The 20,490-nt window shown below is 68.9% G+C and carries 23 protein-coding genes; 13 read left to right on the top strand and 10 right to left on the bottom strand.

What is annotated here, in order from left to right; translation table 11 throughout:
• Positions 1 to 19: 19 nt before the first annotated feature.
• Positions 20 to 829, bottom strand: a complete 810-nt coding sequence (hisF, locus tag LT965_RS14735) for an imidazole glycerol phosphate synthase subunit HisF (RefSeq protein WP_232701612.1) — start codon at positions 827 to 829, stop codon at positions 20 to 22.
• 116 nt (positions 830 to 945) lie between these two features.
• On the opposite strand from hisF, the gene LT965_RS14730 reads away from it, so the two are divergent.
• The gene (locus LT965_RS14730; RefSeq protein WP_232701611.1) at positions 946 to 1,146 is read left to right on the top strand and encodes a DUF7550 family protein; all 201 of its coding nucleotides are present in this window, start codon (positions 946 to 948) and stop codon (positions 1,144 to 1,146) included.
• On the opposite strand, the gene purL is transcribed toward LT965_RS14730, so the two are convergent.
• Entirely contained in the window at positions 1,143 to 3,242 is a 2,100-nt protein-coding gene (purL, locus tag LT965_RS14725) for a phosphoribosylformylglycinamidine synthase subunit PurL (RefSeq protein WP_232701610.1), read from the bottom strand. The genes LT965_RS14730 and purL overlap by 4 nt on opposite strands.
• 128 nt (positions 3,243 to 3,370) lie before the next feature.
• Between purL and LT965_RS14720 the strand changes: the two genes are divergently transcribed.
• The 3 genes from LT965_RS14720 to LT965_RS14710 are packed head-to-tail and all read left to right on the top strand — an operon-like array spanning position 3,371 to position 5,948.
• Positions 3,371 to 4,054, top strand: a complete 684-nt coding sequence (locus LT965_RS14720) for a PHP domain-containing protein (RefSeq protein WP_232701609.1) — start codon at positions 3,371 to 3,373, stop codon at positions 4,052 to 4,054.
• On the top strand, positions 4,054 to 5,118 hold the full coding sequence (locus LT965_RS14715) for an asparagine synthase C-terminal domain-containing protein (RefSeq protein WP_232701608.1): 1,065 nt from the start codon (positions 4,054 to 4,056) through the stop codon (positions 5,116 to 5,118). Before LT965_RS14720 ends, LT965_RS14715 begins: the two co-directional genes overlap by 1 nt.
• Positions 5,119 to 5,168: 50 nt before the next feature.
• Positions 5,169 to 5,948 (top strand): SDR family oxidoreductase, encoded by a 780-nt coding sequence (locus LT965_RS14710; protein WP_232701607.1) that lies wholly within the window; start codon positions 5,169 to 5,171, stop codon positions 5,946 to 5,948.
• Here LT965_RS14710 and LT965_RS14705 read toward each other — a convergent pair whose 3' ends face one another.
• The 3 genes from LT965_RS14705 to pdhA all read right to left on the bottom strand — a co-directional run bounded on the left by LT965_RS14705 (position 5,949) and on the right by pdhA (position 8,564).
• Positions 5,949 to 6,419 carry an NUDIX domain-containing protein gene (locus LT965_RS14705; protein WP_232701606.1) on the bottom strand — a complete coding sequence of 157 codons (471 nt, stop codon included), beginning with the start codon at positions 6,417 to 6,419 and terminating at the stop codon, positions 5,949 to 5,951.
• Between the two features lie 95 nt (positions 6,420 to 6,514).
• Positions 6,515 to 7,480: an alpha-ketoacid dehydrogenase subunit beta gene (locus tag LT965_RS14700; protein WP_232701605.1), complete on the bottom strand. Its 966-nt coding sequence runs from the start codon at positions 7,478 to 7,480 to the stop codon at positions 6,515 to 6,517.
• Positions 7,473 to 8,564, bottom strand: a complete 1,092-nt coding sequence (gene pdhA, locus LT965_RS14695) for a pyruvate dehydrogenase (acetyl-transferring) E1 component subunit alpha (RefSeq protein ID WP_232701604.1) — start codon at positions 8,562 to 8,564, stop codon at positions 7,473 to 7,475. Before pdhA ends, LT965_RS14700 begins: the two co-directional genes overlap by 8 nt.
• Positions 8,565 to 8,783: 219 nt before the next feature.
• On the opposite strand from pdhA, the gene LT965_RS14690 reads away from it, so the two are divergent.
• Positions 8,784 to 9,008, top strand: a complete 225-nt coding sequence (locus tag LT965_RS14690; protein WP_232701603.1) for a heavy-metal-associated domain-containing protein — start codon at positions 8,784 to 8,786, stop codon at positions 9,006 to 9,008.
• A gap of 85 nt (positions 9,009 to 9,093) precedes the next feature.
• On the opposite strand, the gene LT965_RS14685 is transcribed toward LT965_RS14690, so the two are convergent.
• The gene (locus tag LT965_RS14685) at positions 9,094 to 10,086 is read right to left on the bottom strand and encodes a transcription initiation factor IIB (RefSeq protein WP_232701602.1); all 993 of its coding nucleotides are present in this window, start codon (positions 10,084 to 10,086) and stop codon (positions 9,094 to 9,096) included.
• 220 nt (positions 10,087 to 10,306) lie between these two features.
• Here LT965_RS14685 and gatC point away from each other — a divergent pair, with 220 nt between their 5' ends.
• The 3 genes from gatC (at position 10,307) to LT965_RS14670 (ending at position 13,997) form a co-directional block, all read left to right on the top strand.
• Positions 10,307 to 10,582, top strand: coding sequence for an Asp-tRNA(Asn)/Glu-tRNA(Gln) amidotransferase subunit GatC (gene gatC, locus LT965_RS14680; protein ID WP_232701601.1), 276 nt, complete (start codon positions 10,307 to 10,309; stop codon positions 10,580 to 10,582).
• The gene (gene gatA, locus LT965_RS14675; protein WP_232701600.1) at positions 10,583 to 11,863 is read left to right on the top strand and encodes an Asp-tRNA(Asn)/Glu-tRNA(Gln) amidotransferase subunit GatA; all 1,281 of its coding nucleotides are present in this window, start codon (positions 10,583 to 10,585) and stop codon (positions 11,861 to 11,863) included. It abuts the gene before it with no gap.
• Between the two features lie 139 nt (positions 11,864 to 12,002).
• Positions 12,003 to 13,997, top strand: coding sequence for a bifunctional metallophosphatase/5'-nucleotidase (locus LT965_RS14670; protein WP_232701599.1), 1,995 nt, complete (start codon positions 12,003 to 12,005; stop codon positions 13,995 to 13,997).
• 67 nt (positions 13,998 to 14,064) lie between these two features.
• On the opposite strand, the gene LT965_RS14665 is transcribed toward LT965_RS14670, so the two are convergent.
• Positions 14,065 to 14,514: a DUF7992 family protein gene (locus LT965_RS14665; protein ID WP_232701598.1), complete on the bottom strand. Its 450-nt coding sequence runs from the start codon at positions 14,512 to 14,514 to the stop codon at positions 14,065 to 14,067.
• Positions 14,515 to 14,545: 31 nt separating this feature from the next.
• Positions 14,546 to 15,010, bottom strand: coding sequence for an acyl-CoA thioesterase (locus LT965_RS14660; RefSeq protein WP_232701597.1), 465 nt, complete (start codon positions 15,008 to 15,010; stop codon positions 14,546 to 14,548).
• A gap of 139 nt (positions 15,011 to 15,149) precedes the next feature.
• Between LT965_RS14660 and LT965_RS14655 the strand changes: the two genes are divergently transcribed.
• From LT965_RS14655 to purM, 3 genes are read left to right on the top strand one after another with little or no spacing between them, the layout of a single operon-like run.
• Positions 15,150 to 16,655 (top strand): TraB/GumN family protein, encoded by a 1,506-nt coding sequence (locus LT965_RS14655; protein ID WP_232701596.1) that lies wholly within the window; start codon positions 15,150 to 15,152, stop codon positions 16,653 to 16,655.
• Positions 16,652 to 17,245, top strand: coding sequence for a zinc metalloprotease (locus tag LT965_RS14650; protein ID WP_232701595.1), 594 nt, complete (start codon positions 16,652 to 16,654; stop codon positions 17,243 to 17,245). Before LT965_RS14655 ends, LT965_RS14650 begins: the two co-directional genes overlap by 4 nt.
• 39 nt (positions 17,246 to 17,284) lie before the next feature.
• The gene (purM, locus tag LT965_RS14645; protein ID WP_232701594.1) at positions 17,285 to 18,274 is read left to right on the top strand and encodes a phosphoribosylformylglycinamidine cyclo-ligase; all 990 of its coding nucleotides are present in this window, start codon (positions 17,285 to 17,287) and stop codon (positions 18,272 to 18,274) included.
• On the opposite strand, the gene LT965_RS14640 is transcribed toward purM, so the two are convergent.
• Positions 18,275 to 18,814 carry a CBS domain-containing protein gene (locus LT965_RS14640; protein WP_232701593.1) on the bottom strand — a complete coding sequence of 180 codons (540 nt, stop codon included), beginning with the start codon at positions 18,812 to 18,814 and terminating at the stop codon, positions 18,275 to 18,277.
• 41 nt (positions 18,815 to 18,855) lie between these two features.
• Complete coding sequence (locus LT965_RS14635; protein ID WP_009761595.1) at positions 18,856 to 19,218, bottom strand: DUF555 domain-containing protein; 363 nt, start codon at positions 19,216 to 19,218, stop codon at positions 18,856 to 18,858.
• Between the two features lie 250 nt (positions 19,219 to 19,468).
• Here LT965_RS14635 and LT965_RS14630 point away from each other — a divergent pair, with 250 nt between their 5' ends.
• Together LT965_RS14630 and psmB are read left to right on the top strand one after the other, a co-directional pair.
• Positions 19,469 to 19,636: a hypothetical protein gene (locus LT965_RS14630; protein ID WP_232701592.1), complete on the top strand. Its 168-nt coding sequence runs from the start codon at positions 19,469 to 19,471 to the stop codon at positions 19,634 to 19,636.
• A 99-nt stretch (positions 19,637 to 19,735) separates the two neighbouring features.
• On the top strand, positions 19,736 to 20,467 hold the full coding sequence (psmB, locus tag LT965_RS14625; RefSeq protein WP_232701591.1) for an archaeal proteasome endopeptidase complex subunit beta: 732 nt from the start codon (positions 19,736 to 19,738) through the stop codon (positions 20,465 to 20,467).
• Positions 20,468 to 20,490: the final 23 nt, after the last annotated feature.

Here is a 20,490-nt window from a genome sequence, read left to right as displayed (position 1 = left end):
AAGTGGTTCGCCGCGACGTTCAGTGGCGAACCGGGACCCCGTGGTCGTCGAGGTACTGTTTCGTCTCCTCGACGGTGTACTCCCCGAAGTGGAAGATGGATGCCGCGAGCGCGGCGTCCGCGCCTGCGTCGAACGCGTCGGCCATGTGCTGTGGCGTCCCACAGCCCGAGGAGGCGATGACCGGCGTCGAGACGGTGTCGCAGATAGCGCCGGTCAGCGGCAGGTCGTACCCCTCCTTCGTGCCGTCCGCGTCGATGGAGTTGACGAACAGTTCGCCCGCGCCACGTTCCTCGGCCTCCGCGGCCCACTCGAGCGCGTCGACGCCGGTCCCCTCCTGGCCGCCCTTCACCATGCACTCGAACCAGCAGGACTCGCCGTCCACCTGCACGTACTGCTCGCCGCGCTCGTCGAAGCGGCGCTTCGCGTCGACGCTGATGACGATACACTGGCTCCCGAACGCCGTCGCGCCCTCCGTGATGAGCTCCGGGCGGTCGAGCGCTCCGGTGTTGATCGAGACCTTGTCCGCACCCGCGCGCAGCGTCTCCTTGATGTCCTCCGTGTCCCGGATACCGCCACCGACGGTGAGCGGGATGAACACCTCGTCGGCGACCCGCGAGACGGTGTCCAGCATCGTCTCGCGGCCCTCCGAACTCGCCGTGATGTCGAGGAAGACGAACTCGTCGGCGCCCGACTCGTTGTACCGCTTGGCCATCTCGACGGGGTCGCCGGTGTACTCGAGGTCCTCGAAGTTGACCCCCGTGTAGACGGCAGCGTTCCCGTCGTCGTCGATGTCCACGTCGATGCAGGGCACGACGCGCTTGGTGAGCATACCTCCGCTTGGCGCGAGCCGCGAATAGGGGTTTCGTCTGTGCGGACACCTGCCGACAGCACGACCGCTCGCCCGGGTTCGGTACTGCCAAGTATGCCCCGTTCGAAGCGTCGCGCATGACCGCAGACCACGACGACGGAACGACGCACGGCGACGCCCCGGGGACGGCCCACGACCCCGACGCGCACGAGGGTGGCGAGGCCGACCAGCGCGTCACGTCACCGATGCAGCAGTACTCGATGGGGAAGGCGGGCGTCGGCTTCCTCGTCCTGCTCGTCGGCCTCGCGGTGGCCTACGTCCTCCCGACGCTGGTCTAGTCCAGTTCGCGGGCGAGCACGTCGCGAGCAGCCACTATCTCCTCGGTGTCGTACTCGACGACAGCGTCGCCGACGGTCAGCGACAGCGCTCCCCGGTCGGTCGCGGTGCCGAGCGACACGACCGGCGCGTCCACCGCGTCTGCCAGCCCGTCGACGTCCGTCGTCTCGACGACGGCGCGCCCGGGCGCCTCCGAGAACAGTGCGGTGAGGTCCGGTACTTCGGCGTCGACGCCGGCGTCCCCGGTGACCATCTCGGCGAGGGTGACGGCGAGGCCGCCGTCGCTCACGTCGTGGACGGCGAGAGTCGCGTCGTGGGTGGCCGCCGCGCGGACCGCCGCGACGCCCGCGTCGTCCACGTCGGGGAAGGCGTCGCTCCCGTCGAAGCGCGCGAGGTACTCGGAGCCGCCGAGCGAGTCGTCGTGGCCGCCGACCAGTACGAGTTCGCCGTCGCCGGTGACGGCGCTCCCCGGCGCGTCGTACCCCTCGCGGACGCCGACCATCGCCAGCGTCGGCGTCGGCGGCACGGGGCCGGCGACCGAGTCGTTGTAGAGGCTGACGTTGCCGCCGACCACCGGGACTGAGAGGTCCCGGCAGCCGTCCGCGAGACCGTCTACCGCCGCCGCGAACCCGCCGTAGACGTCCGGTTTCTCGGGGTTGCCGCCGTTCAGGCAGTCGACTGCCGCGAGCGGTCGTGCGCCCGCCGCGGCGAGGTTCGTGGCGTTCTCGACGGCGGTGGCGTAGGCGCCCCGGTAGGGGTCGGTGTCCGTCCAGTTCGGGTTCGCGCCAGCGGAGAGCGCGACAGCGGTGTCTTCCTCGACTTCGTGGAGGGCGAGTAGCGCGCCGTCCTCGCCGGGTCGCCGGAGCGTCCGGTTGCCGACCTCGTGGTCGTACTGGCGGTACACCCAGCGCTTGCTCGCGGTGTTTGGACTGGAGAGCACGGCGTCGAACGCCTCGTCGAGCGGGACGTCCGGGAGGTCCGTCTCTGGTTCGGGCGGATCCTCGCGAGCGAGGTCGTTCATCGGTGCGCCGTCCGCGAGGAACTCCGCGGGGGCGTCGACCACGACCTCCCCGTCGAACTCGCAGACGTAGTTGCCCTCCGTCACGTCGCCGATGACCGAGCAGCCGAGGTCGTAGCGCTCGGCGACCGCCTGGACCGCCTCGACGTCCTCGGGGCGGACCTCGTAGCACATCCGCTCCTGGGACTCAGCGAGCAGGATCTCGAGGGCGTTCATGTTCAGTTCGCGCTGGTGGACGGCCTCCAGGTCGATGCGCGCGCCGAGGTCACCCTGCGCGACCATCTCCGAGGACGCGCCGCCGAGGCCCGCCGCGCCGAGGTCGCGGGCGGCGACCACGAGGTCGCGGTCGAGCAGCGTCTCGTTCGCCTCGATGAGGAGTTTCTCCGTGTAGGGGTCGCCGACCTGGACCGCGGGCCGGTCTTCGGTCTCGGCGTCCTCCGCGAGGTCTTCGCTGGCGAAACTCGCGCCGCCGAGGCCGTCGCGGCCGGTGGCGTTCCCGACGAGCACGAGTTTGTTCCCCGGTTCTTTCGCGGCAGCGGTCACGAGACGGTCCGCGTGCAGCAGTCCGACGCACGCGACGTTGACGAGCGGGTTCCCCTCGTAGCCGTCGTGGAACTGCGTGGACCCGGCGACCGTCGGCACGCCGATGGCGTTGCCGTAGTCGCTGATCCCCTCGACGACGCCCTCCAGGAGGTACCGGGAGTGCTCGCGGTCGAAGCCGCCGAAGTAGAGGGAGTCCGCGAGCGCAATGGGGTAGGCGCCCATCGACAGCGTGTCCCGGACGATGCCGCCGACGCCGGTGGCGGCGCCGTCGTACGGGTCGACGTAGGAGGGGTGGTTGTGGCTCTCGACGCCGAACGTGAGGAACAGGTCGTCGGTCACCGAGACGACCGCGGCGTCGTCGCCGGGGCCGACGACGACGTCCTCGCTCTCGCTGTCGAAGGCGGACAACAGCGGGCGCGAGGAGCGGTATGCGCAGTGTTCGCTCCAGAGGTTCTCGAAGAGCGCGACCTCCGCGGGCGTGGGGTCGCGGCCGAGTTCGGCTTCGACCAGACGGCGGTCCGAGTCGGCGAGTGGCATTCACCTTCTTGATTCTTCTGCGCGAGTTTAGTCGTTTCTATGTGCACGCTCGTGTAACGCCGGTCGGCGGTCCGGCGATGGCGGTGCGGACCGGGGCGCTTTTGCCGACCCCCCGACAACTGCGTCCCGTGCTGTCCGTCGAACTGCACACCCACTCCGAGCTCTCCCACGACGGCCGGGACCCCGTCGAGATGCTGCTGGAGCAGGCGCAGGCGGTGGGTATGGACGCGCTCGCGGTCACGGACCACGACGAGATCGCGGCGAGTCTGCGGGCCGCCGACCTCGCACCGAAGTACGACCTCGTCGGCATCCCCGGGATGGAGGTGACGAGCGCGGACGGCCACGTGCTTGCGATCGGGGTCCACGAGGCAGTCCCGTCCGGACTCCCGTTCGTGGAGACACTCGACGAGATCCGGGACCGCGGCGGCATCGCCGTCGTCCCCCACCCCTTCCAGTCCTCCCGGAGCGGCGTCGCGGGGAACATCTCGCGGGACGAACTCGCGTCGGCGGACGCCATCGAGGTGTACAACTCGCGGCTGCTCACCGGGCGCGCGAACCGGCAGGCCGAAGAGTTCGCACTCGACCGCCGCGTCCCGATGACCGCGGGGAGCGACGCCCACATCGCGGAGATGGTAGGGCAGGCGGTCACGCGCGTCGGCGCCGACGAACGGTCGCTGTCCGCGATCCTGGACGCGATTCGCCGCGGCGAGACGAGCGTGGAGGGCAAGCGCACCCCGTGGCACATCAGCTTCCGGCAGGCCGCCGGCGGCGCGAAACGCCGCGTGCGCAACCGGTTCGCGGAGTTCTTCTGATGCGCGGGGCGGCCCCGGAGTCCGTCGCGTCGGCGCTCGAATCCGGCGACCCACTCCCGGGAACCGCGGGGTTCGCCGGTCGACTGCCGGACGGCCGACTCGTCCGGGACGTGCTGGGGCGCGAACTCTGTTACTACGACGACGGGGAGTGGAGCCACGACCCGGAGCCCCTCCGGAATCCGACACTCCTCCCGGCGGGACACGTCTACGAGTCCGGCGAGACCCGGCGGGTCTGGACGCTCCCCGACCCGGCGGTGGACGACGAGCGACCCGTCGAGCGCGTCCGCGAGGCGATCGGGAACGCACTCGACGACGTGGACGACGACGGGCTGGCAGTCGCGTTCTCCGGCGGCGTCGACTCCGCGCTCGTCGCCGCGCACCTCGACGCACCGCTGTACGTCGTCGGCTTCGATGGGAGCGCGGACATCGACGCGGCCCGGGAATCCGCCGCCGCGATGGGGCGCGAGGACGACCTGCACGTCCACGAGGTGACGCTCTCGGAGATCGAGGACGCGGTGCCCGAGGTGTCCCGCGCCATCGGACGGACGAACGCGATGGACGTCCAGATCGCGCTCCCGCTGTACCTGGTCGCACGGCGGGCCGCCGCAGACGGCTTCGACCGCCTCGCGCTGGGCCAAGGCGCCGACGAACTGTTCGGCGGCTACGCGAAGGTGGCGAAGGCACCCGAGGACCCCCGGGTGGCGGCGGACACCGTCCGCGGCGCGCGACGGGAGGTGCTAGCGACGCTCCCCGACCAGCTAGAGCGGGACGTTCGAGCGCTGCGGGCCGCGGGGGTCGAACCGGTGACGCCACTGCTCCACGACGACGTCGTCCGGGCGGCGCTCGCGCGGTCGGGCGAGTGGCTCGTGTCGGGGGACGTCAGGAAGCGCGCGCTCCGGGAGGCGGCCCGGGCGTGGCTCCCGAACGCCGTGGCGGACCGCGAGAAGAAGGCGGTCCAGTACGGGAGCCTGGTCGCCCGCGAGGTGGACCGGCTGGCCCGGCAAGCGGGATTCAAGCGCCGGATGGACGACCACGTGACGAAGTACGTCGAGAGTCGCAGGTAGGTGGCGACCGGCCTGTGGGTTGAAGATAATTGTAGCCGTACTGTGTCGGTATGTCACTCGCTCTCGAAGACCAGACGGCCGTAGTGACGGGCGGTAGTTCCGGGATCGGGCGCGCCATCTCCGTCGCGTTCGCGGCGGAGGGCGCCGACGTCGTCGTCGCCGACCTCCAGGAGGAGTCCCGGGACCCCGACGAGCACCGGACGACGGCCGCGGTCGTCGCGGAGGAGACCGACCAGTCCGCGCGGTTCGTGAAGTGCGACGTGAGCGACCCGGACCAGACGCGCGCGGCGGTGGAGGCCGCCGAGGCGTTCGGCGGCGTCACCTGCATGGTGAACAACGCCGGTATCTTCCACGGCGAGGAGTTCACCGAGGTCACCGAGGACCAGTTCCAGACGCTGATCGACGTGAACCTCAAGGGGACGTTCTTCGGCGCGCAGGCCGCCGCGAGCGCGATGATCGACGGCGACGGTGGCACCATCATCAACCTCTCCAGCGTCGCCGGCCTCCGGGGGTCCGCGGGCTACGCGACGTACTGCGCGTCGAAGGGGGGCGTTCGGCTGTTGACCTACTCCCTGGCTGCCGAGCTGGGCCCACAGGGCGTCCGCGTGAACGCCATCCACCCGGGCATCATCGACACGGCGATGACCACCGAGGACGTTCCGATCATTGGTACGGACGCGGGAGACGAGTACATGCAGGCGGTGCCGTCCCGGCGCTGGGGCGACCCCGGGGATGTCGCGGACGCTGCCGTCTACCTCGCGAGCGACGCCGGCGACTACGTGAACGGCGAGAGCCTCACCGTCGACGGCGGGATGACGAACACGACCTGACTACGCCCCGTCGGCGGCCTCGATGGCTTCGATACCGAGCTGGACGGTGTCGGCGTCGAGGTCGCTCTCGCGGAGCGCTTCGGCGTCGTACCACGTCCAGGCGGCCGGTGGTTCCTCTCCGGGAGCGGGGTCGATGTCCCGCGACGGCACCGTGGCGAAGTAGAGGTGGTCTACGTGCTGGTGGGCGACCCGCCCGTCCTCGTGGACGTCGATGTCGTACAGCATCTGGTAGCGCGGCGAGGGGAGTGCTCGACCGTCGGGCGCGGGGACGTCGGGCGCGCTCCCCAGCAGCGTCGCCTCCAGGCCGATCTCCTCGTACACCTCGCGGAGGCCGGCCTCGTGGGGGAGTTCGTCGCGGTCGACGTGACCGCCGGGCGGGATGCGGATGCCGAGGCGGTCGTGTTCGTGGAGGGCGGTCGCGCCGTCGTTGACGACGTAGACGGTCGCGGTGAAGTGTCGAGTCGTCTCCATACTCGCCAGGAGGGACGGCCGCCCCTAATCCGTTCGGAATCCCGGGTGAACGTGAAACTGACCCGAGCGCTCGCCGGCGACGAGTCGGCAGCGCCCTAGAACTCGAGGGCACGGCGAACGCCCGCCGCGATGCGGTCGGTGTCCGGAACGTAGTCGTCCTCGCGGGCGAACATCGGCACTGGCACGTCGTACCCGGTCACTCGCTCGACGGGCGCTTCGAGGTGGAGGAACGCCTCCTCGTTGACGCGGGCGGTGATCTCGCCGGCCATCCCGCCGGTCCGGGGCGCCTCGTGGACGACGACGCACCGACCGGTCTTCTGCACGGAGTCGACGATCGTCGCGGTGTCCAGTGGGTAGACGGTCCGGGGGTCGACGACCTCGACGCTGGCGTCGACGTCCTCGACGGCGTCGAGGGTCTCGCGCAGCATCGACCCCCAGGCGACGACCGTCACGTCGTCGCCCTCGGTCGCCAGGCGGGCCTCGCCGAGGGGGATCTCGTGGTCGTCGGGGACCTCCTCGCGGAACGCGCGGTAGAGCCGCGTGGGTTCCATGAAGACTACGGGGTCGGGGTGTCGGATGGCAGTCGTGAGCAGCCCCGTCGTCTCCGCCGGGGAAGAAGGGACGACGACCTTCAGCCCGGGGACGTGAGCGAACCCCGCCTCGAAGCTCTCGGAGTGGAGTTCCAGCGCGTGGATGCCGCCGCCGTACGGCGTCCGGATCGTCATCGGGCAGGTGACGGTTCCACGAGTGCGGCTCCGGATGCGGGCGACGTGCTGGGCCAGCTGTTGGAACCCCTGGTAGAGGAAGCTCTGGAACTGGATCTCCGGGACTGGGCGGAGCCCCGTAGCGGCGAGGCCCACGCCGGTCCCGACGATGCCCGCCTCCGCGACCGGCGCGTCGAACACGCGGTCGGGGTAGTCGTCGAGCAACCCCTCCGTCGCGCGGAACACGCCGCCCGCGCGGGCGACGTCCTGGCCGTAGACGACGACGCTGTCGTCGCGGTCCAGTTCCGCACGGAGCGTCTCGCGGACGGCCTCGACCATCCGGAGCTGTTCAGCCATCCGTCTCACCCCCGGGCGCGCCGCCGGACTCGAACGCCGCCATCTGGCGTTCCAGCGACGGCGGCATCTCGTCGTACGCGAACCGGAACATGTCCGCAGGGTCGACGTCCTCGGCGCCCTCCCTCGCCTTATCTATCTCCGCGGCGAGATCGGCCTCGATGCGCTCGTCGATCGCTGCGACCGTCTCGTCGTCGAGGATACCCCGGTCGCGGAGGTACACCTGGAAGCGGACGATGGGGTCGCGGGCCTCCCACTCGTCTTCCTCCGCGGTCTCGCGGTAGACCGAGGGGTCGTCGGAGGTCGTGTGCATCGAGCGCCGGTAGGTGAGCGCCTCGATCAACACCGGGTCGCCGTCTCTGGCCTTCTCGATGGCCTCCTTCGCGACACGGTAGACGCCGAGGACGTCGTTGCCGTCGACGCGGATGCCCTCGATGCCCGCCGCGATGGCCTTCTGGGCGAGCGTCTCGGCGGCGGTCTGGTCCGCGAGTCGCGTGGAGATGGCGTAGCGGTTGTTCTGGCAGACGAAGACGGTCTGGGCGTCGTAGACGCCGGCGAAGTTGAGCGCCTCGTAGACGTCGCCCTCGCTGGTCGCGCCGTCGCCGAAGTAGGTCACCGCGACGTTCGAGGTCCCCTGTATCGACTCCCCCCAGCCGACGCCGACGGCGTGCAGTGGCTGGCTGCCGACGGGAATCGCGGGCGGGAGTGCTCCCTCGCCGCCCGGAATCTCCGCGCCCTCCTCCATGCCCATCGCGTACCAGAGAATCTGGTGTGGCTCGACGCCGTGGACGAGGAGCGCGGGCCCCTCGCGGAACGACGGGACGATCCAGTCCTCGTCGGCCGTGGCGAACGCACTCCCGACCTGCGCGGCCTCCTGACCGATTGCGGGAGCGTACGTCCCAATCTCGCCGCGGCGCTGCAACGCGATGGCGCGCTCGTCGAGACGCCGCGAGCGCTTCATCTCCTCGTACATCGCCAGCAGTTCGTCGTCGGACAGCGCGGGGACCAGCTCCTCGTCGACGGTCTCGTCCGCCGAGAGTACTTGTACCGAGTCGATGGCGAACTGCGCGATCTCCTCGCGGGGCATGTTACCGTTACTCGTCCCAGCGGTTTAACCCGCTTCCCGGGCGCCCACGGGGCTGCCCAGCCCCCGACGACGCCCCCGGCACAAGGACTAACACGCTGATCGCCGAATCTTCTGCCATGTACACAGGTGACCGTCGACCAGTCGAGGGAGTCCGTCGCGTCCCCGCGGAACGCGACGCCCGGGGGAGCACGAGAGACGAGTCGCCGACCGTGGTGTACCATGGCGAATAGCCGCACGACGTTCGTCGTGAGAGACATGGAGCCCGGAGACGGCGAGGAGATAACGGAGGCACTGCAGGAGCGAGAGGGCGTCCAGCTCGTGGACACCGACCGCGAGGGTGGCGAGGTGTCGGTTCGCTTCGGCGAGGAGCTGATCTCCGAGGTGGAGATCAAGTCCATCGTGCGCGAAGCGGGCTACGAGGTCGAGGAAGCAGAAGACACGTAGGCAGTTCTGCATCGCGAGCAGGCCGGGAGAAGTAATCGGGCCGGCGACGGTGTCGACCAGAGGTGCCGAGCGCAGCCGGTCTGCACTACGCCTCGATGGACTCCTCGCCGCCGGCCTCGAGAATCTCGTGGTAGCGGTTGCGGATGGTGACCTCGCTGATGTTCGCCACGTCGCTGACCTCACTCTGCGTGATGCGCTCGTTGGTGAGCAGGCTGGCGGCGTAGACGGCGGCTGCGGCGAGGCCGACCGGGGACTTCCCGGAGGTGATGCCGGCGTCTTCTGCAGCCGTGAGGAGTTCCCGGGCGCGGCGCTCGACCTCGTCGGGGAGTTCGAGTTCCGAGCAGAAACGAGGGACGTAGCTCGCGGGGTCCGTCGGGGCGACTTCCAGGCCGAGTTCGCGGACGACGTATCGGTAGGTGCGCGCGATCTCGTCGCGCTCGACCCGGCTGACGTTGGCCACCTCGTCGAGACTTCGTGGGGTGTTCGCCTGGCGGGCAGCGGCGTACAGCGCGCTGGTGGCGACGCCCTCGATGGAGCGTCCCGGCAACAGGTCCTCGTTCAGCGCGCGGCGGTAGATGACGGAGGCGGTCTGCCGGACGTTGTCGGGTAGGCCGAGCGCGGAGGCCATCCGTTCGATCTCGCCGAGAGCCTGCTTGAGGTTGCGCTCCTTGCTGTTCCGCGTGCGGAAGCGCTCGTTCCACTTGCGCAGCCGCTGCATCTTCCGTCGCTGCCGCCCCGACAGGGAGTTGCCATAAGCGTCCTTGTTCTGCCAGCCGATGTTCGTCGACAGCCCCTTGTCGTGCATCATGTTCGTCGTTGGCGCGCCGACGCGGGACTTCTGGTCGTTCTCGGTGGCGTTGAACGCGCGCCACTCCGGCCCGCGGTCGATGCTGTCCTCCTCGACCACGAGGCCGCACTCGCCGCAGACCGTCTCGCCGCGTTCCTCGTCGACGACGAGGTCCCCGCCGCACTCGGGACACTCGACGTCCTCGATGGCGTCCTGCGCTTCGGACTCCGCTCTGGTGCGTCGTTCATCCGCCTCGCGTTCCTCCTCGCGGGTCCGTGTGCTATCACTCATTGTGAGGGCTGACCGTTGTTTCTGTGGCCGAGAGAACGTCGAATACGGATGGAACGAGGTTGCGAGAGCACAAAAGGGCTTTGGCAGCACGTACCACGGGACGGCACGGTGATGGCCAGGTAGTTACCGGCCGTGTGTCGAGCGCGTCCCGAACGCCTCGATTCGGGTCGGCGGTGCAGCCATCGAAACGCTTACCGCCGGCACGCGCAATCGCTGGAACATGACCGATTCCGTGGACGCCGAGGAAGTGCGGCACGTCGCGGACCTCGCGCGCGTCGACCTCGACGACGACGCGGTCGACGAGTTCGTCGACCAGTTCGGGAAGATCCTGGCGCAGTTCGAGGCCCTCGAGGAGGTGCCGGAGGTCGACTCCGAACCGGAACTCGTCAACGTGATGCGCTCCGACGAGGTCCACGACTGCCTGAGCCAGGCGGAGGCACTCGCGAACGCCGAGGAGACCGAGGACGGCCGCTTCAAGGGGCCGAAGGTGTCGTAGATGGGGCTGAACGCGTTCATCACCGAGGAGACCATCGAGGGCGACGACGACGGACCGCTGGCCGACGCCACCGTCGCCGTCAAGGACAACATCTCGACCGAAGGCGTCCGCACGACCTGCGGGTCGCGGATGCTCGAGGAGTACGTCCCGCCGTACGACGCGACGGTCGTCGAACGGCTGAAGGCGGCCGGCGCGACGATCAACGGGAAGGCGAACATGGACGAGTTCGGGATGGGGACGACCACCGAGACGTCGTACTTCGGGCCGACGAAGAACCCCGTGGACGAGGACCGCGTGCCCGGCGGCTCCTCGGGCGGCTCTGCGGCGGCCGTCGCCGCTGGCGAGGCGGACCTCGCGCTTGGCTCCGACACCGGCGGCTCCATCCGCTGTCCCGCCGCGTACTGCGGCGTCGTCGGCATCAAACCGACCTACGGCCTCGTCTCCCGCTACGGCCTGGTCGCGTACGCGAACTCCCTCGAACAGATCGGCCCGATCGCGCCAACCGTCGAGGAGGCCGCCGCGCTGCTCGACGTCGTCGCCGGCCCCGACGAGAACGACGGCACCACGCGAGCGGAAGGCGCGGACTCGGACTACGCGAGTGCTGCCGAGGGCGACGTCGACGGCCTCACGGTCGGTGTCCCGACGGAACTCGTGGAGGGCGCGGACGAGGACGTCGTCGCGAGGTTCGAGGACGCCCTCGACGACCTCCGCGACCAGGGCGCGACCGTCGAGGACGTCGACCTGCCGTCCTGCGAGTACGCCGTCGCCGCCTACTACGTCATCGCGATGTCCGAGGCGTCCTCGAACCTCGCGCGCTTCGACGGCGTGCGTTACGGTCACTCCGGCGGCTTCGACGGCGACTGGAACGAGTCGTTCTCGGAGGCGCGCTCGGAGGGGTTCGGCGACGAGGTCAAGCGCCGCATCCTCATGGGCACGTACGCGCTCTCGGCGGGCTACCACGACAAGTACTACAAGCAGGCCCAGGAGGCCCGCTCGTGGGTGAAGCGGGACTTCGACGAGGCGTTCGAGGACGTCGACGTGCTCGCCTCGCCGACGATGCCCGTCCTCCCGCCGAAACTCGGGGAGAGCCTCGACGACCCGGTTCAGATGTACCTCGCGGACGCCAACACGACGCCCGCGAACCTCGCGAACCTCCCCGCCATCTCGGTCCCCGCGGGCGACGTCGACGGCCTCCCGGTCGGCCTCCAGCTGGTCGGGCCGGCGTTCGGCGAGGAGACCATCGTGAACGCGGCCGCAGCGGTCGAGCAGCGCGCCGACTGACGTTCGGACGCCGAAGTTCTTCTTCGAGGAGTTCCCGTGGAGCGCACGTACGCTAGCCGCCGGACCCCAGTTCTAGGCCACATTGTGGCACGTTAGGAGCCAATTATATTTGTGGTAGTCCCACGTTACGAAAACCCGCATGTCCAGAGTTGGTACACTCCTGGTCGTGGTGGCTCTCGTCCTCGCGGGGGCGGTCGGCCCCGTGGGCGCGAGCCAGTCGACTGACGGTGCAGGCGTACAGGACGTCCGAACGAGCGACGGATCCACCGCCTCGGTGGCTGCTACCGCGACGAACAACTCGACCACGCTGACGCTGCTCTCCTACAACGACGTCCAGACCGCCGCCGCGGAGGACACGACGCTGCCGCGGATGGTGACGCTGGTCAACGAACGCCGCGCGGCCATCGACAACCCGACAGTGACGGTCGGCGGCGGCGACGAGGTGAGTCCGCACGCGCTCTCGCCGCTCAGCCAGTGGGCGGTCCCAGTAGACGTGTTGAACGTCCTCCAGCCAGACGCGGAAGTAGTCGGGAACCACGACCTCGACTACGGCTTCGAGGCGGTCGACAACTTCTCGGCGGCCTCGGAGTTCCCGTGGCTGATGGCGAACATCGTGGACTCGGAGACGGGCGAGCCGATTCCCGGCACCGAACCGTACACGGTCGTCGAGAAGCAGGGCGTGAGAGTCGGCGTGGTCGGTCTCGCCGACGAGGCCATCAAGTCCAAGACCGCGGTCGACTTCGATGAGGCGGGCTACGAACTCCGGAACTACTCGGCGGTCGCCAGCGAGTACGCGACGATGCTGAAAGAGGAACAGAACGTCGACGTCGTCGTGGCCGCGGCGCACATCGGTGTGCCCGAGTCGAAGACCCTCGCCAACACGACTGACAACGTCGACGTGGTCGTCGTGGGCGACGACGAACTCGAGTACCCGCCACAGGAGACCTCCGGGACGGTCATCATGGAGGCGGAGGCTCGCGCCGAGCACGTCGCGGAACTCAACCTCACGGTCGAGAACGGCGAGGTCACCGCCTGGAACGGCCGCCTCCTCGACGTGACCGGGGACGTGCCGAAGAACGAGACGGCCTCGGTCATCATCTCGACCGCCCGCGAGAACGAACTGAACGCCGTCGCGGGCGAGACGGAAGTGGAACTCGACGCGCGGTTCTCGCGGAACTACCACGACGAGACCGCACTCGGGAACATGATCACGGACGCGTTCCGTGCGGAGACCGGGGCGGAGGTCGCCATCACGAACGCCGGTGGCATCCGGTCGAACAGTATCTACGGCCCGGGTAACGTCACCGTGGGCGACGTCTACAACATCCTCCCGTTCCAGAACACGCTCGTGACGGTCGAACTCACGGGCGCGGAACTGAAGCAGTTGCTCGCGAGCCAGGTCGTCACTCTGGAGAGCGAGACCGGACAGCTGTACGGCGCGGAGGCCCAGTTGCAGGTCAGCGGTGTGACCTACGAGTGGGCGAGCCACGAGGGCCAGGAACCCGCCATCCGCGAGGCGTGGGTGAACGGTGAACCGGTCGCCGACGACGAGACGTACAACGTCACCGTCAACTCCTACATGGCCGGGTGGGACGGCTCCGTGCTCGAGGACGCGCCCCGCGTCAGCACGACGAACACGCTCTACGGGACGGCGCTTCTGGAGTACGTCCAGAACAACTCGCGGGTGTCGCCCGAGGACACGAACCGCATCCGGCGCGTCGACGACTTCGCCGAGGTGCGCTCCGTCTCCGTCCAAGAGGGCTCGGCGACCGTCGTGCTCGACGCGCCGGCGGGCGCCAACGCCACCGTCGCGGACAGCTTCTACGTCACGCACGCCGACTCGACCGAGCGCATCCACGCGGAGTCGGTCGAACTTGGCGACGGCACCCTCGAGGTCAGCTTCGCGATGTCCGACCTCGCGCCACACCTCGGTCGGAACGGCGACCTCGAACTGTACGGCGAGTACGACTCGACGGCCTACGACCTGGTCTACTTCGAGCACTCGGTCGTGAACGCGGACCTCGAACGCGGCGTCTTCGGGCAGGCGGCCGACAGCGGCAGTTCGAACGGTCAGGGTCACGGCCACTCGCAGGTGGCGACGACCCAGGGTCCGCTTGCGGCCGCTGGAGCCTGAAGGCCCCTAGCCGACTACGCTGCTCCGTTTTATTTCGACGCCCGACCTCGACAGCCACCGCCACTCCTCAGAAGTCCGGGAGGTCGTCGGGCGCGTCGTACTCGGCCTCCCAGTCGACGTACTCCGCCTTGAGGTGCCGGGACACCTCGGCACCGAATTCCGCCAGCGAGGCGTTGATGGCGGAGACGGTCCCCCAGGAATCCAGGTCCGGGTGGATGTCGCGCTCGCGCCAGTTCTCCGGGAGGCCGGGTGCGTGGTAGCCCACGCGGTCGGCGAAGTCGTCCCAGAAGAAGTCGAACTCCTCGAAGAGGCCGAGGTCGACGGCGGCGTCGAACGCCTCGCGGTCGAGGTCCGTCTCGGCCGCCCACGTCTCGAACGCCTCCGCCCACGCGCCGTCCTCGAGGAACGCCTGGAGGTCGTCGCGGTGGTAGTCGGTCCCCTCCACGGTCACCTCGTCGTACTCGTCCGGGTCGCCATCGAGTTCTGGCGGGTCGGGGGCCGGGGCGTCGAGAGACACGCGTGGTGGTAGGGTGCGGGCCGGGAAAAGCTTAGGCGTCGCCGCGCTGTGCTGCCTTCGCGTCGAAGGCGGCGGTTCGCAGTCCCTCCTCGGCCTCGGAGTCACAGCGCAGGTCCGGGACGTCCGTCGGCTTGCCGTCCTCGTCGAGGGCGACGAACGTGAAGAACGACGAGGTGGTCTTTCGCTTGGTGCCCTCGCGGGGGTCCTCCGCGCGGACGTCGACTTTCACCTCGATGCTCGTGCGCCCGGTGTCGAAGACGTACGCCTCGACGACGGCGACCTCCCCCATCTCGATGGGGCTGATGAAGTCGACGTGGTCCATCGACGCGGTGACACACTGGTTGCCCGCGAAGCGCATCGACGCGATGGCCGCGCAGATGTCCATCCAGTGGAGCACCGCACCCCCGAGCGCACGGCCGAGGTTGTTCGTGTCGTTGGGTAGCAACATCTCCGTCATCTCCGTGTACGAGTCCATCAGGCGCGCCGAGTCGGTCATGCGTTGGCTTTCGCAGGCCCCCGCATTGAAACCTTCCGACCCGGCTCCGACCCCGTTTCACGGACGACGCACGCCAGCAGGCGGACGCGCTCGGGGGTATCCGACAAGCGTAAGGTCGGCCCGCCAAACGTTCGTAGCAATGAGTGAGGAAGCCGCGGCGACCCAGGAGGGCTCTGTACGGGTCGTCGGGACCGCCCACGTCTCCGCGGACAGCGTCGATGAGGTCGAGCGCGTCGTCGCGGAGGACGACCCCGACGTCGTCGCGGTCGAACTCGACGAGGGGCGCTTCCGCCAGATGCAGGGCGAGGCGCCCGAGGACCTCGACGCCACCGACCTCCTGAAGGGGAGCATGGCGTTCCAGTTCCTCGCATACTGGCTGCTCTCGTACGTCCAGAAGCGACTCGGCGACAAGTTCGGCATCGAACCCGGTGCGGACATGAAGGCCGCCATCGACGCCGCGGAGCGCTCGGGCGCGGACGTGGCGCTCGTCGACCGGGACATCCAGGTGACCATCCAGCGGTTCTGGGCGCGCATGACGGGCTTCGAGAAACTCAGGCTGGTCGCCGAACTCGCGCTCGGCGTCACTGACAGCCGGACGCTCGGGCTCGCGGTCGGCGGGTTCGTCGGGTTCCTCGTCGGCGTCGCCGCGGGCGTCGTCGCCGGGCCGTTCTTCGTCCCGCCGCCGCCGGGCGTGAGCGGGCTGCTGGGGAACGTCATCGGCCTGCTGTCGCTGCTCGCGGAGGCGGTGCTGTTCGCCGCGGGCGGCGCACTCGTCCTCGGCGTCGTCTTCGCGCTCGTGTTCGTGCGCACGGAGCCCGAGGACGTCGAGGAGTTCTCGATGGAGGACCTCACCGACGCCGACGTCGTCTCGGCGATGATGGAGGAGTTCCGCCGGTTCAGCCCGGAGGGTGCCGAGGCGCTCATCGACGAGCGGGACGCCTACATCGCGCACAACCTCGTCGCACTCCGGGAGCAGGGCAAACACGTCGTCGCGGTCGTCGGCGCGGGTCACCGGGAGGGCATCGAGGGCTACCTCGAGAACCCCGGGACGCTGCCGCCGATGTCGTCGCTCACCGGCGTCCAGAAGAGCCGGTTCTCCGTGTTCAAAATGCTAGGTCTGCTGTTCACGCTCGGGTTCCTCGTCTTCTTCGGGCTGCTCGTGATGGCGGGCGTCGGCAACACCGTCCTGCTGCAGGTGTTCGGCGCGTGGTTCCTCTTCAACGGCATCATCTCCGCGGCCGCGGCGAAGCTGGGGGGCGCCCACTGGACGAGCGCGGGCGTCGGCGGCGCGGTGGCGTGGCTGACGAGCGTCAACCCGCTGCTCGCGCCTGGCTGGTTCGCCGGCTACGTCGAACTCCGCTACCTGGACGTGAACGTCTCTGACATCTCCACGCTGAACGAACTGATGAGCGACGAGGAGACGCCCATCCGGACCCTCCTCTCCGACATGCTGAAGGTGCCGCTGTTCCGGCTCATCTCCGTCGTGGCACTGACGAACGTCGGGAGCTTCGTCGCCAGCGCGCTGTTCCCGTTCGTCGTGCTGCCGCTCATCGGCGGCCCCTTCGACAGCGTGGGCGCCGTCACCGACGCGATGCTGACGGGCGTCGAGAACAGCGCCGACGCCCTCTGGGGGCTGCTCCGATGAAGGTGAGCGCCCGGGAGGGACGGGACCTCCTGATCGCGTGGCTCGCGCTCGGATTCGCGTTCAGCCTGCTGTACGTCCGGGGTATCACACCGACGAACATGACCGACGTGCTCGTCAGCGACCTGTTCGTCGCGGAGTTCGCACTCAGTCTCGCGACGGTCGGGGTCGCCTTCCTCCTCCACGAACTCGCGCACAAGGTGGTCGCGGTGAACTTCGGGCAGCACGCCGAGTTCCGCGCGGACTACGGGATGCTCGCGCTCGCCGTCGCGGGCGGCCTCGCGGGGTTCCTGTTCGCGGCGCCCGGCGCGGTCCACCACCGCGGCTACATCACGCCGAAGGAGCACGGCCTGATCGCGCTGGCGGGCCCGCTGACCAACGTCGTGCTCGCCGGCGTCTCGCTGGCTGTCATCCCGTTCGCGCCCGACATCGGGCAGCGCGGGCTGTTCATCAACGTGTTGCTCGCGGGCTTCAACATGATCCCGTTCGGGCCGCTCGACGGCGCGACGGTGCTCGACTGGAGTCCAGTGGCGTACGCAGCGGCCGCAGTCCCGACGATCGGCCCGGCGCTGTTGTTGTTCTTCGGCGTATAGACCGGCACGTTTTTCGCCGCGAAATGCACACGTCCGTGTATGACCGACAGCGACGAGGACTCAAGCGAGGAGCTGACCTACGCCGAGGCGGGCGTAGACATCGAGGAGAGCGAGGCCGCGACGGCGGCGCTCGTCGGCGCCGTCTCGGGCGTCGCGGACAGCACCGAGTACGCGGGCCTCGTGGAACTCGGTGACCGCTACCTCGCGCTCGCGACGGACGGCGTCGGGACGAAACTGCTCGTCGCCGAGGCGGTCGAGGACTACTCCACCGTGGGCGTCGACTGCGTCGCGATGAACGTCAACGACCTCGTCGCGGCGGGCGTCGCGCCGGCGGCGTTCGTCGACTACCTCGCCGTCGACGAACCCGACGAGCAGCGGGCGGCGGAACTCGGGGAAGGGCTAGCCGCAGGAGCGGAGGAAGCTGGCATGGCGCTCGTCGGCGGCGAGACGGCCGTGATGCCGGAGGTTGTGAAGGGATTCGACCTCGCGGGCACGGTCGCTGGCCTCGCCACCGAGGACGAACTGTTCCCCGGAGAGGCGGAGGTCGGCGACGCACTCGTCGGGTTCCCGTCCTCGGGCATTCACTCGAACGGGCTCACGCTCGCCCGCGAGGCCGCCCAGCGCGCGGGCGGCTACGACGAACCGTTCCCAGGCGACGGCTACGATACGGTGGGCGACGCCCTCATCGAACCGACGCGCATCTACGCCTACCTGCTGGAACACCTCCGGGAGCACGACGTCCACGCCGCGGCCCACGTCACGGGCGGCGGGTGGACGAACCTCGATCGGATGGGCGAGTTCCGCTACGACGTCACCGACCCGTTCCCGGCGCAGGACGTCTTCGCGTTCGTGCAGGACGCGGGCAACGTGAGCGACGAGGAGATGCACCGGACGTTCAACATGGGCACCGGGTTCGTGGTCGCGCTCCCGAAGGACGAGGCCGAGTCGCTGGTTGAAGCGACCGACGGCGAACGAATCGGGACGGTCGAGAAGGGAGACAGCGTAGCGATCCGCGGGCTGTCGCTGTAGCTAGCTGATTCTGGCGGCCACGTCGGCCTGCGTGATGATGCCGACCGTCTCGCCGTCGTCGGTCACCATCACGGCCTTGTAGTGGTCGAGGAGGCTCGAGATCTCGTCCTCGCTGGCGTCCTGGGAGACGGTAGGGAAGCTCTCGCTCATCACCTCGCGGACCGGGTGGTCGCCGACGTCGCCCCCGGCGCTGACGACGTCACTGTCGCTGATGGAGCCGACGGGGACGCCGTTCGTGATGACGGGGAGCTGGGAGTAGCCGGCCTCCTGCATCTTCTCGACGGCGTCCTTGACGGCGTCGTCGGGGGCGACGCAGATGACCTCCTCGTGCATCAGCGTGCCCGCGCGGACGATGTCGCCCTCGGCCTCGTCGAGTGCTTCGACGATCCGTCGCAGCGTCGAGAGCCGCGGGTCGACGTCGCCTCCCTCGATACGCGCGATGAGCGGCTGTGAGACGCCTGCACGGTCGGCGAGCTCGCTCTGGGTCAGCTCGAGCGAGGTCCGACGCTCGCGCAAGTCGTTCGGCGTCGGCAGGTACATACCACCCGATTACCAGCAGTTATTGATAAATGTTCGGGCGACTACGCGTCCTCCTCGTCACCGTCCTCCTGGATGACCTCGATGACCTCCAGGGGGACGTCGCGGAGCGCGCCGCCGACCTCGCTCTTCGCGATGCGCTTGGCGTGCTCCTCGCTGTCGGCGTTGAAGACGGTGAGTTCGAGGACGAGACCGACCAGCGCGGTCTTCGCCGCGAGGAACGCGGCGTCCAGGGGTTCGCCGCAGGCGGGGCAGCCGGTGACCCCGGCCTCGACCTCCACGTAGTCGAGGTCCTTGTCGTTCAGTCGTTTGCCGGCTTCGCTGACGGCGACGCCGATGGCGTCGTCGGAGTTCTCGACGTCACGGACCAACCAGGCGGCTTCCATCGCAACGACGTAGTTGCTCATACACTCCCATCGGCGCGGGGAAAGTCGTGCTTTGTGGTTCGCCGGTCGGCGGCGGACGTGACCCGAACTATCCTCATAACTTACAGAGTGCCACTCGCACAGCAACAGCGGCCATACGGCTCGCTACGATTTTCGGCACCGTAGCTTGGGCCAGGGACAAGCTCGATTTAATCGCAAGACTGCGTCGGGGTGGGCGGGACCGGTGGGCCGGAATGCATTTATACTGGCCTCGTCTGGGCGGTTGTATCCGATGTTCGACCGCATCACCCAACTCGGGCTGTTCGCGCTGTACCAGTCCACACTCGCACTCGGCATCCTGCTGCTGCCCGTCGCCCTGCTGTTCCGTCAGGCAGGCATCACGCTCCCGTTCGGCCGCCTCGTCGAGCAGACCGAGCGTGCGTACCAGTCGGTGAACTGACCCGACAGGCACGCAGAGGCTCGCTCGACCGATTTCTCGCCACGGCGCCGATCCCCGGAAAAGATGGTTTTATCCGTCCCGGACTGGTAACCTCCAGTAATGTTCAACTCCAACGAAGGCTCCGACTTCGCCCGGAACCGGGCTCGGCTCCAGGACACGCCGAATCCGTACGAACCCGAGGTCGGCTCCCTTCCGGACCACGACTTCTCGACGCAGGACATGGAGAACGTCAACAAGACCGGCACCACCATCGTCGGTATCACCACCGATGACGGCGTCGTGATGGCCTCCGACATGCGCGCGAGCCTCGGCGGCCGCGTCATCTCCAACAAGAACGTCCAGAAGGTCGAGGAGATCCAGCCGAACGCCGCTCTCTCCATCTCCGGCTCCGTCGGCGGCTCCCAGTCGTTCATCCGATCGCTGCGCGCCGAAGCGAACCTCTACGAGGCCCGCCGCGGCGAGTACATGTCCATCAACGCGCTCTCCACGATGGCGTCGAACCTGCTGCGCGGCGGTCCGTTCTTCCTCGTCGTCCCCATCCTGGGCGGCGTCGACGAGGAGGGTGCACACGTCTTCAGCCTCGACCCCGGCGGCTCCTCGATGTCCGACAAGTACACCGCGCAGGGCTCCGGCATGCCGTACGCCCTCGGTGTCCTCGAACAGGAGTACACCGACGACCTGACGATGGAGGAGGCAGAGCGCGTCGGCGCCCAAGCCGTCCAGTCCGCCAGCGAGCGCGACACGGCGTCCGGTAACGGCATCCACATCACGCGCATCACCACCGACGGGATCGAGATCGTCGGCCACAAGACGTTCGACGACATCCTGTAGTCGGCCAGCGTCGCTGTTCTGCA

The sequence above is a fragment of the Halobacterium wangiae genome, assembly GCF_021249345.1.
Classification (GTDB): domain Archaea; phylum Halobacteriota; class Halobacteria; order Halobacteriales; family Halobacteriaceae; genus Halobacterium; species Halobacterium wangiae.
This window is presented reverse-complemented; position numbering and strand designations above follow the sequence as displayed.

Excerpts from the sequence above, each read along its gene's own strand:
- LT965_RS14630 (WP_232701592.1), top strand. The coding sequence starts at position 19,469 with ATGTTCGACCGCATCACCCAACTCGGGCTGTTCGCGCTGTACCAGTCC.
- LT965_RS14700 (WP_232701605.1), bottom strand. The coding sequence starts at position 7,480 with ATGGCTGAACAGCTCCGGATGGTCGAGGCCGTCCGCGAGACGCTCCGT.
- LT965_RS14715 (WP_232701608.1), top strand. The coding sequence starts at position 4,054 with ATGCGCGGGGCGGCCCCGGAGTCCGTCGCGTCGGCGCTCGAATCCGGC.
- LT965_RS14650 (WP_232701595.1), top strand. The coding sequence starts at position 16,652 with ATGAAGGTGAGCGCCCGGGAGGGACGGGACCTCCTGATCGCGTGGCTC.
- LT965_RS14670 (WP_232701599.1), top strand. The coding sequence starts at position 12,003 with ATGTCCAGAGTTGGTACACTCCTGGTCGTGGTGGCTCTCGTCCTCGCG.
- pdhA (WP_232701604.1), bottom strand. The coding sequence starts at position 8,564 with ATGCCCCGCGAGGAGATCGCGCAGTTCGCCATCGACTCGGTACAAGTA.
- LT965_RS14705 (WP_232701606.1), bottom strand. The coding sequence starts at position 6,419 with ATGGAGACGACTCGACACTTCACCGCGACCGTCTACGTCGTCAACGAC.
- psmB (WP_232701591.1), top strand. The coding sequence starts at position 19,736 with ATGTTCAACTCCAACGAAGGCTCCGACTTCGCCCGGAACCGGGCTCGG.
- LT965_RS14690 (WP_232701603.1), top strand. The coding sequence starts at position 8,784 with ATGGCGAATAGCCGCACGACGTTCGTCGTGAGAGACATGGAGCCCGGA.
- gatA (WP_232701600.1), top strand. The coding sequence starts at position 10,583 with ATGGGGCTGAACGCGTTCATCACCGAGGAGACCATCGAGGGCGACGAC.
- gatC (WP_232701601.1), top strand. The coding sequence starts at position 10,307 with ATGACCGATTCCGTGGACGCCGAGGAAGTGCGGCACGTCGCGGACCTC.
- purM (WP_232701594.1), top strand. The coding sequence starts at position 17,285 with ATGACCGACAGCGACGAGGACTCAAGCGAGGAGCTGACCTACGCCGAG.
- hisF (WP_232701612.1), bottom strand. The coding sequence starts at position 829 with ATGCTCACCAAGCGCGTCGTGCCCTGCATCGACGTGGACATCGACGAC.
- LT965_RS14655 (WP_232701596.1), top strand. The coding sequence starts at position 15,150 with ATGAGTGAGGAAGCCGCGGCGACCCAGGAGGGCTCTGTACGGGTCGTC.
- LT965_RS14640 (WP_232701593.1), bottom strand. The coding sequence starts at position 18,814 with ATGTACCTGCCGACGCCGAACGACTTGCGCGAGCGTCGGACCTCGCTC.
- LT965_RS14685 (WP_232701602.1), bottom strand. The coding sequence starts at position 10,086 with ATGAGTGATAGCACACGGACCCGCGAGGAGGAACGCGAGGCGGATGAA.
- purL (WP_232701610.1), bottom strand. The coding sequence starts at position 3,242 with ATGCCACTCGCCGACTCGGACCGCCGTCTGGTCGAAGCCGAACTCGGC.
- LT965_RS14635 (WP_009761595.1), bottom strand. The coding sequence starts at position 19,218 with ATGAGCAACTACGTCGTTGCGATGGAAGCCGCCTGGTTGGTCCGTGAC.
- LT965_RS14730 (WP_232701611.1), top strand. The coding sequence starts at position 946 with ATGACCGCAGACCACGACGACGGAACGACGCACGGCGACGCCCCGGGG.
- LT965_RS14710 (WP_232701607.1), top strand. The coding sequence starts at position 5,169 with ATGTCACTCGCTCTCGAAGACCAGACGGCCGTAGTGACGGGCGGTAGT.
- LT965_RS14660 (WP_232701597.1), bottom strand. The coding sequence starts at position 15,010 with ATGACCGACTCGGCGCGCCTGATGGACTCGTACACGGAGATGACGGAG.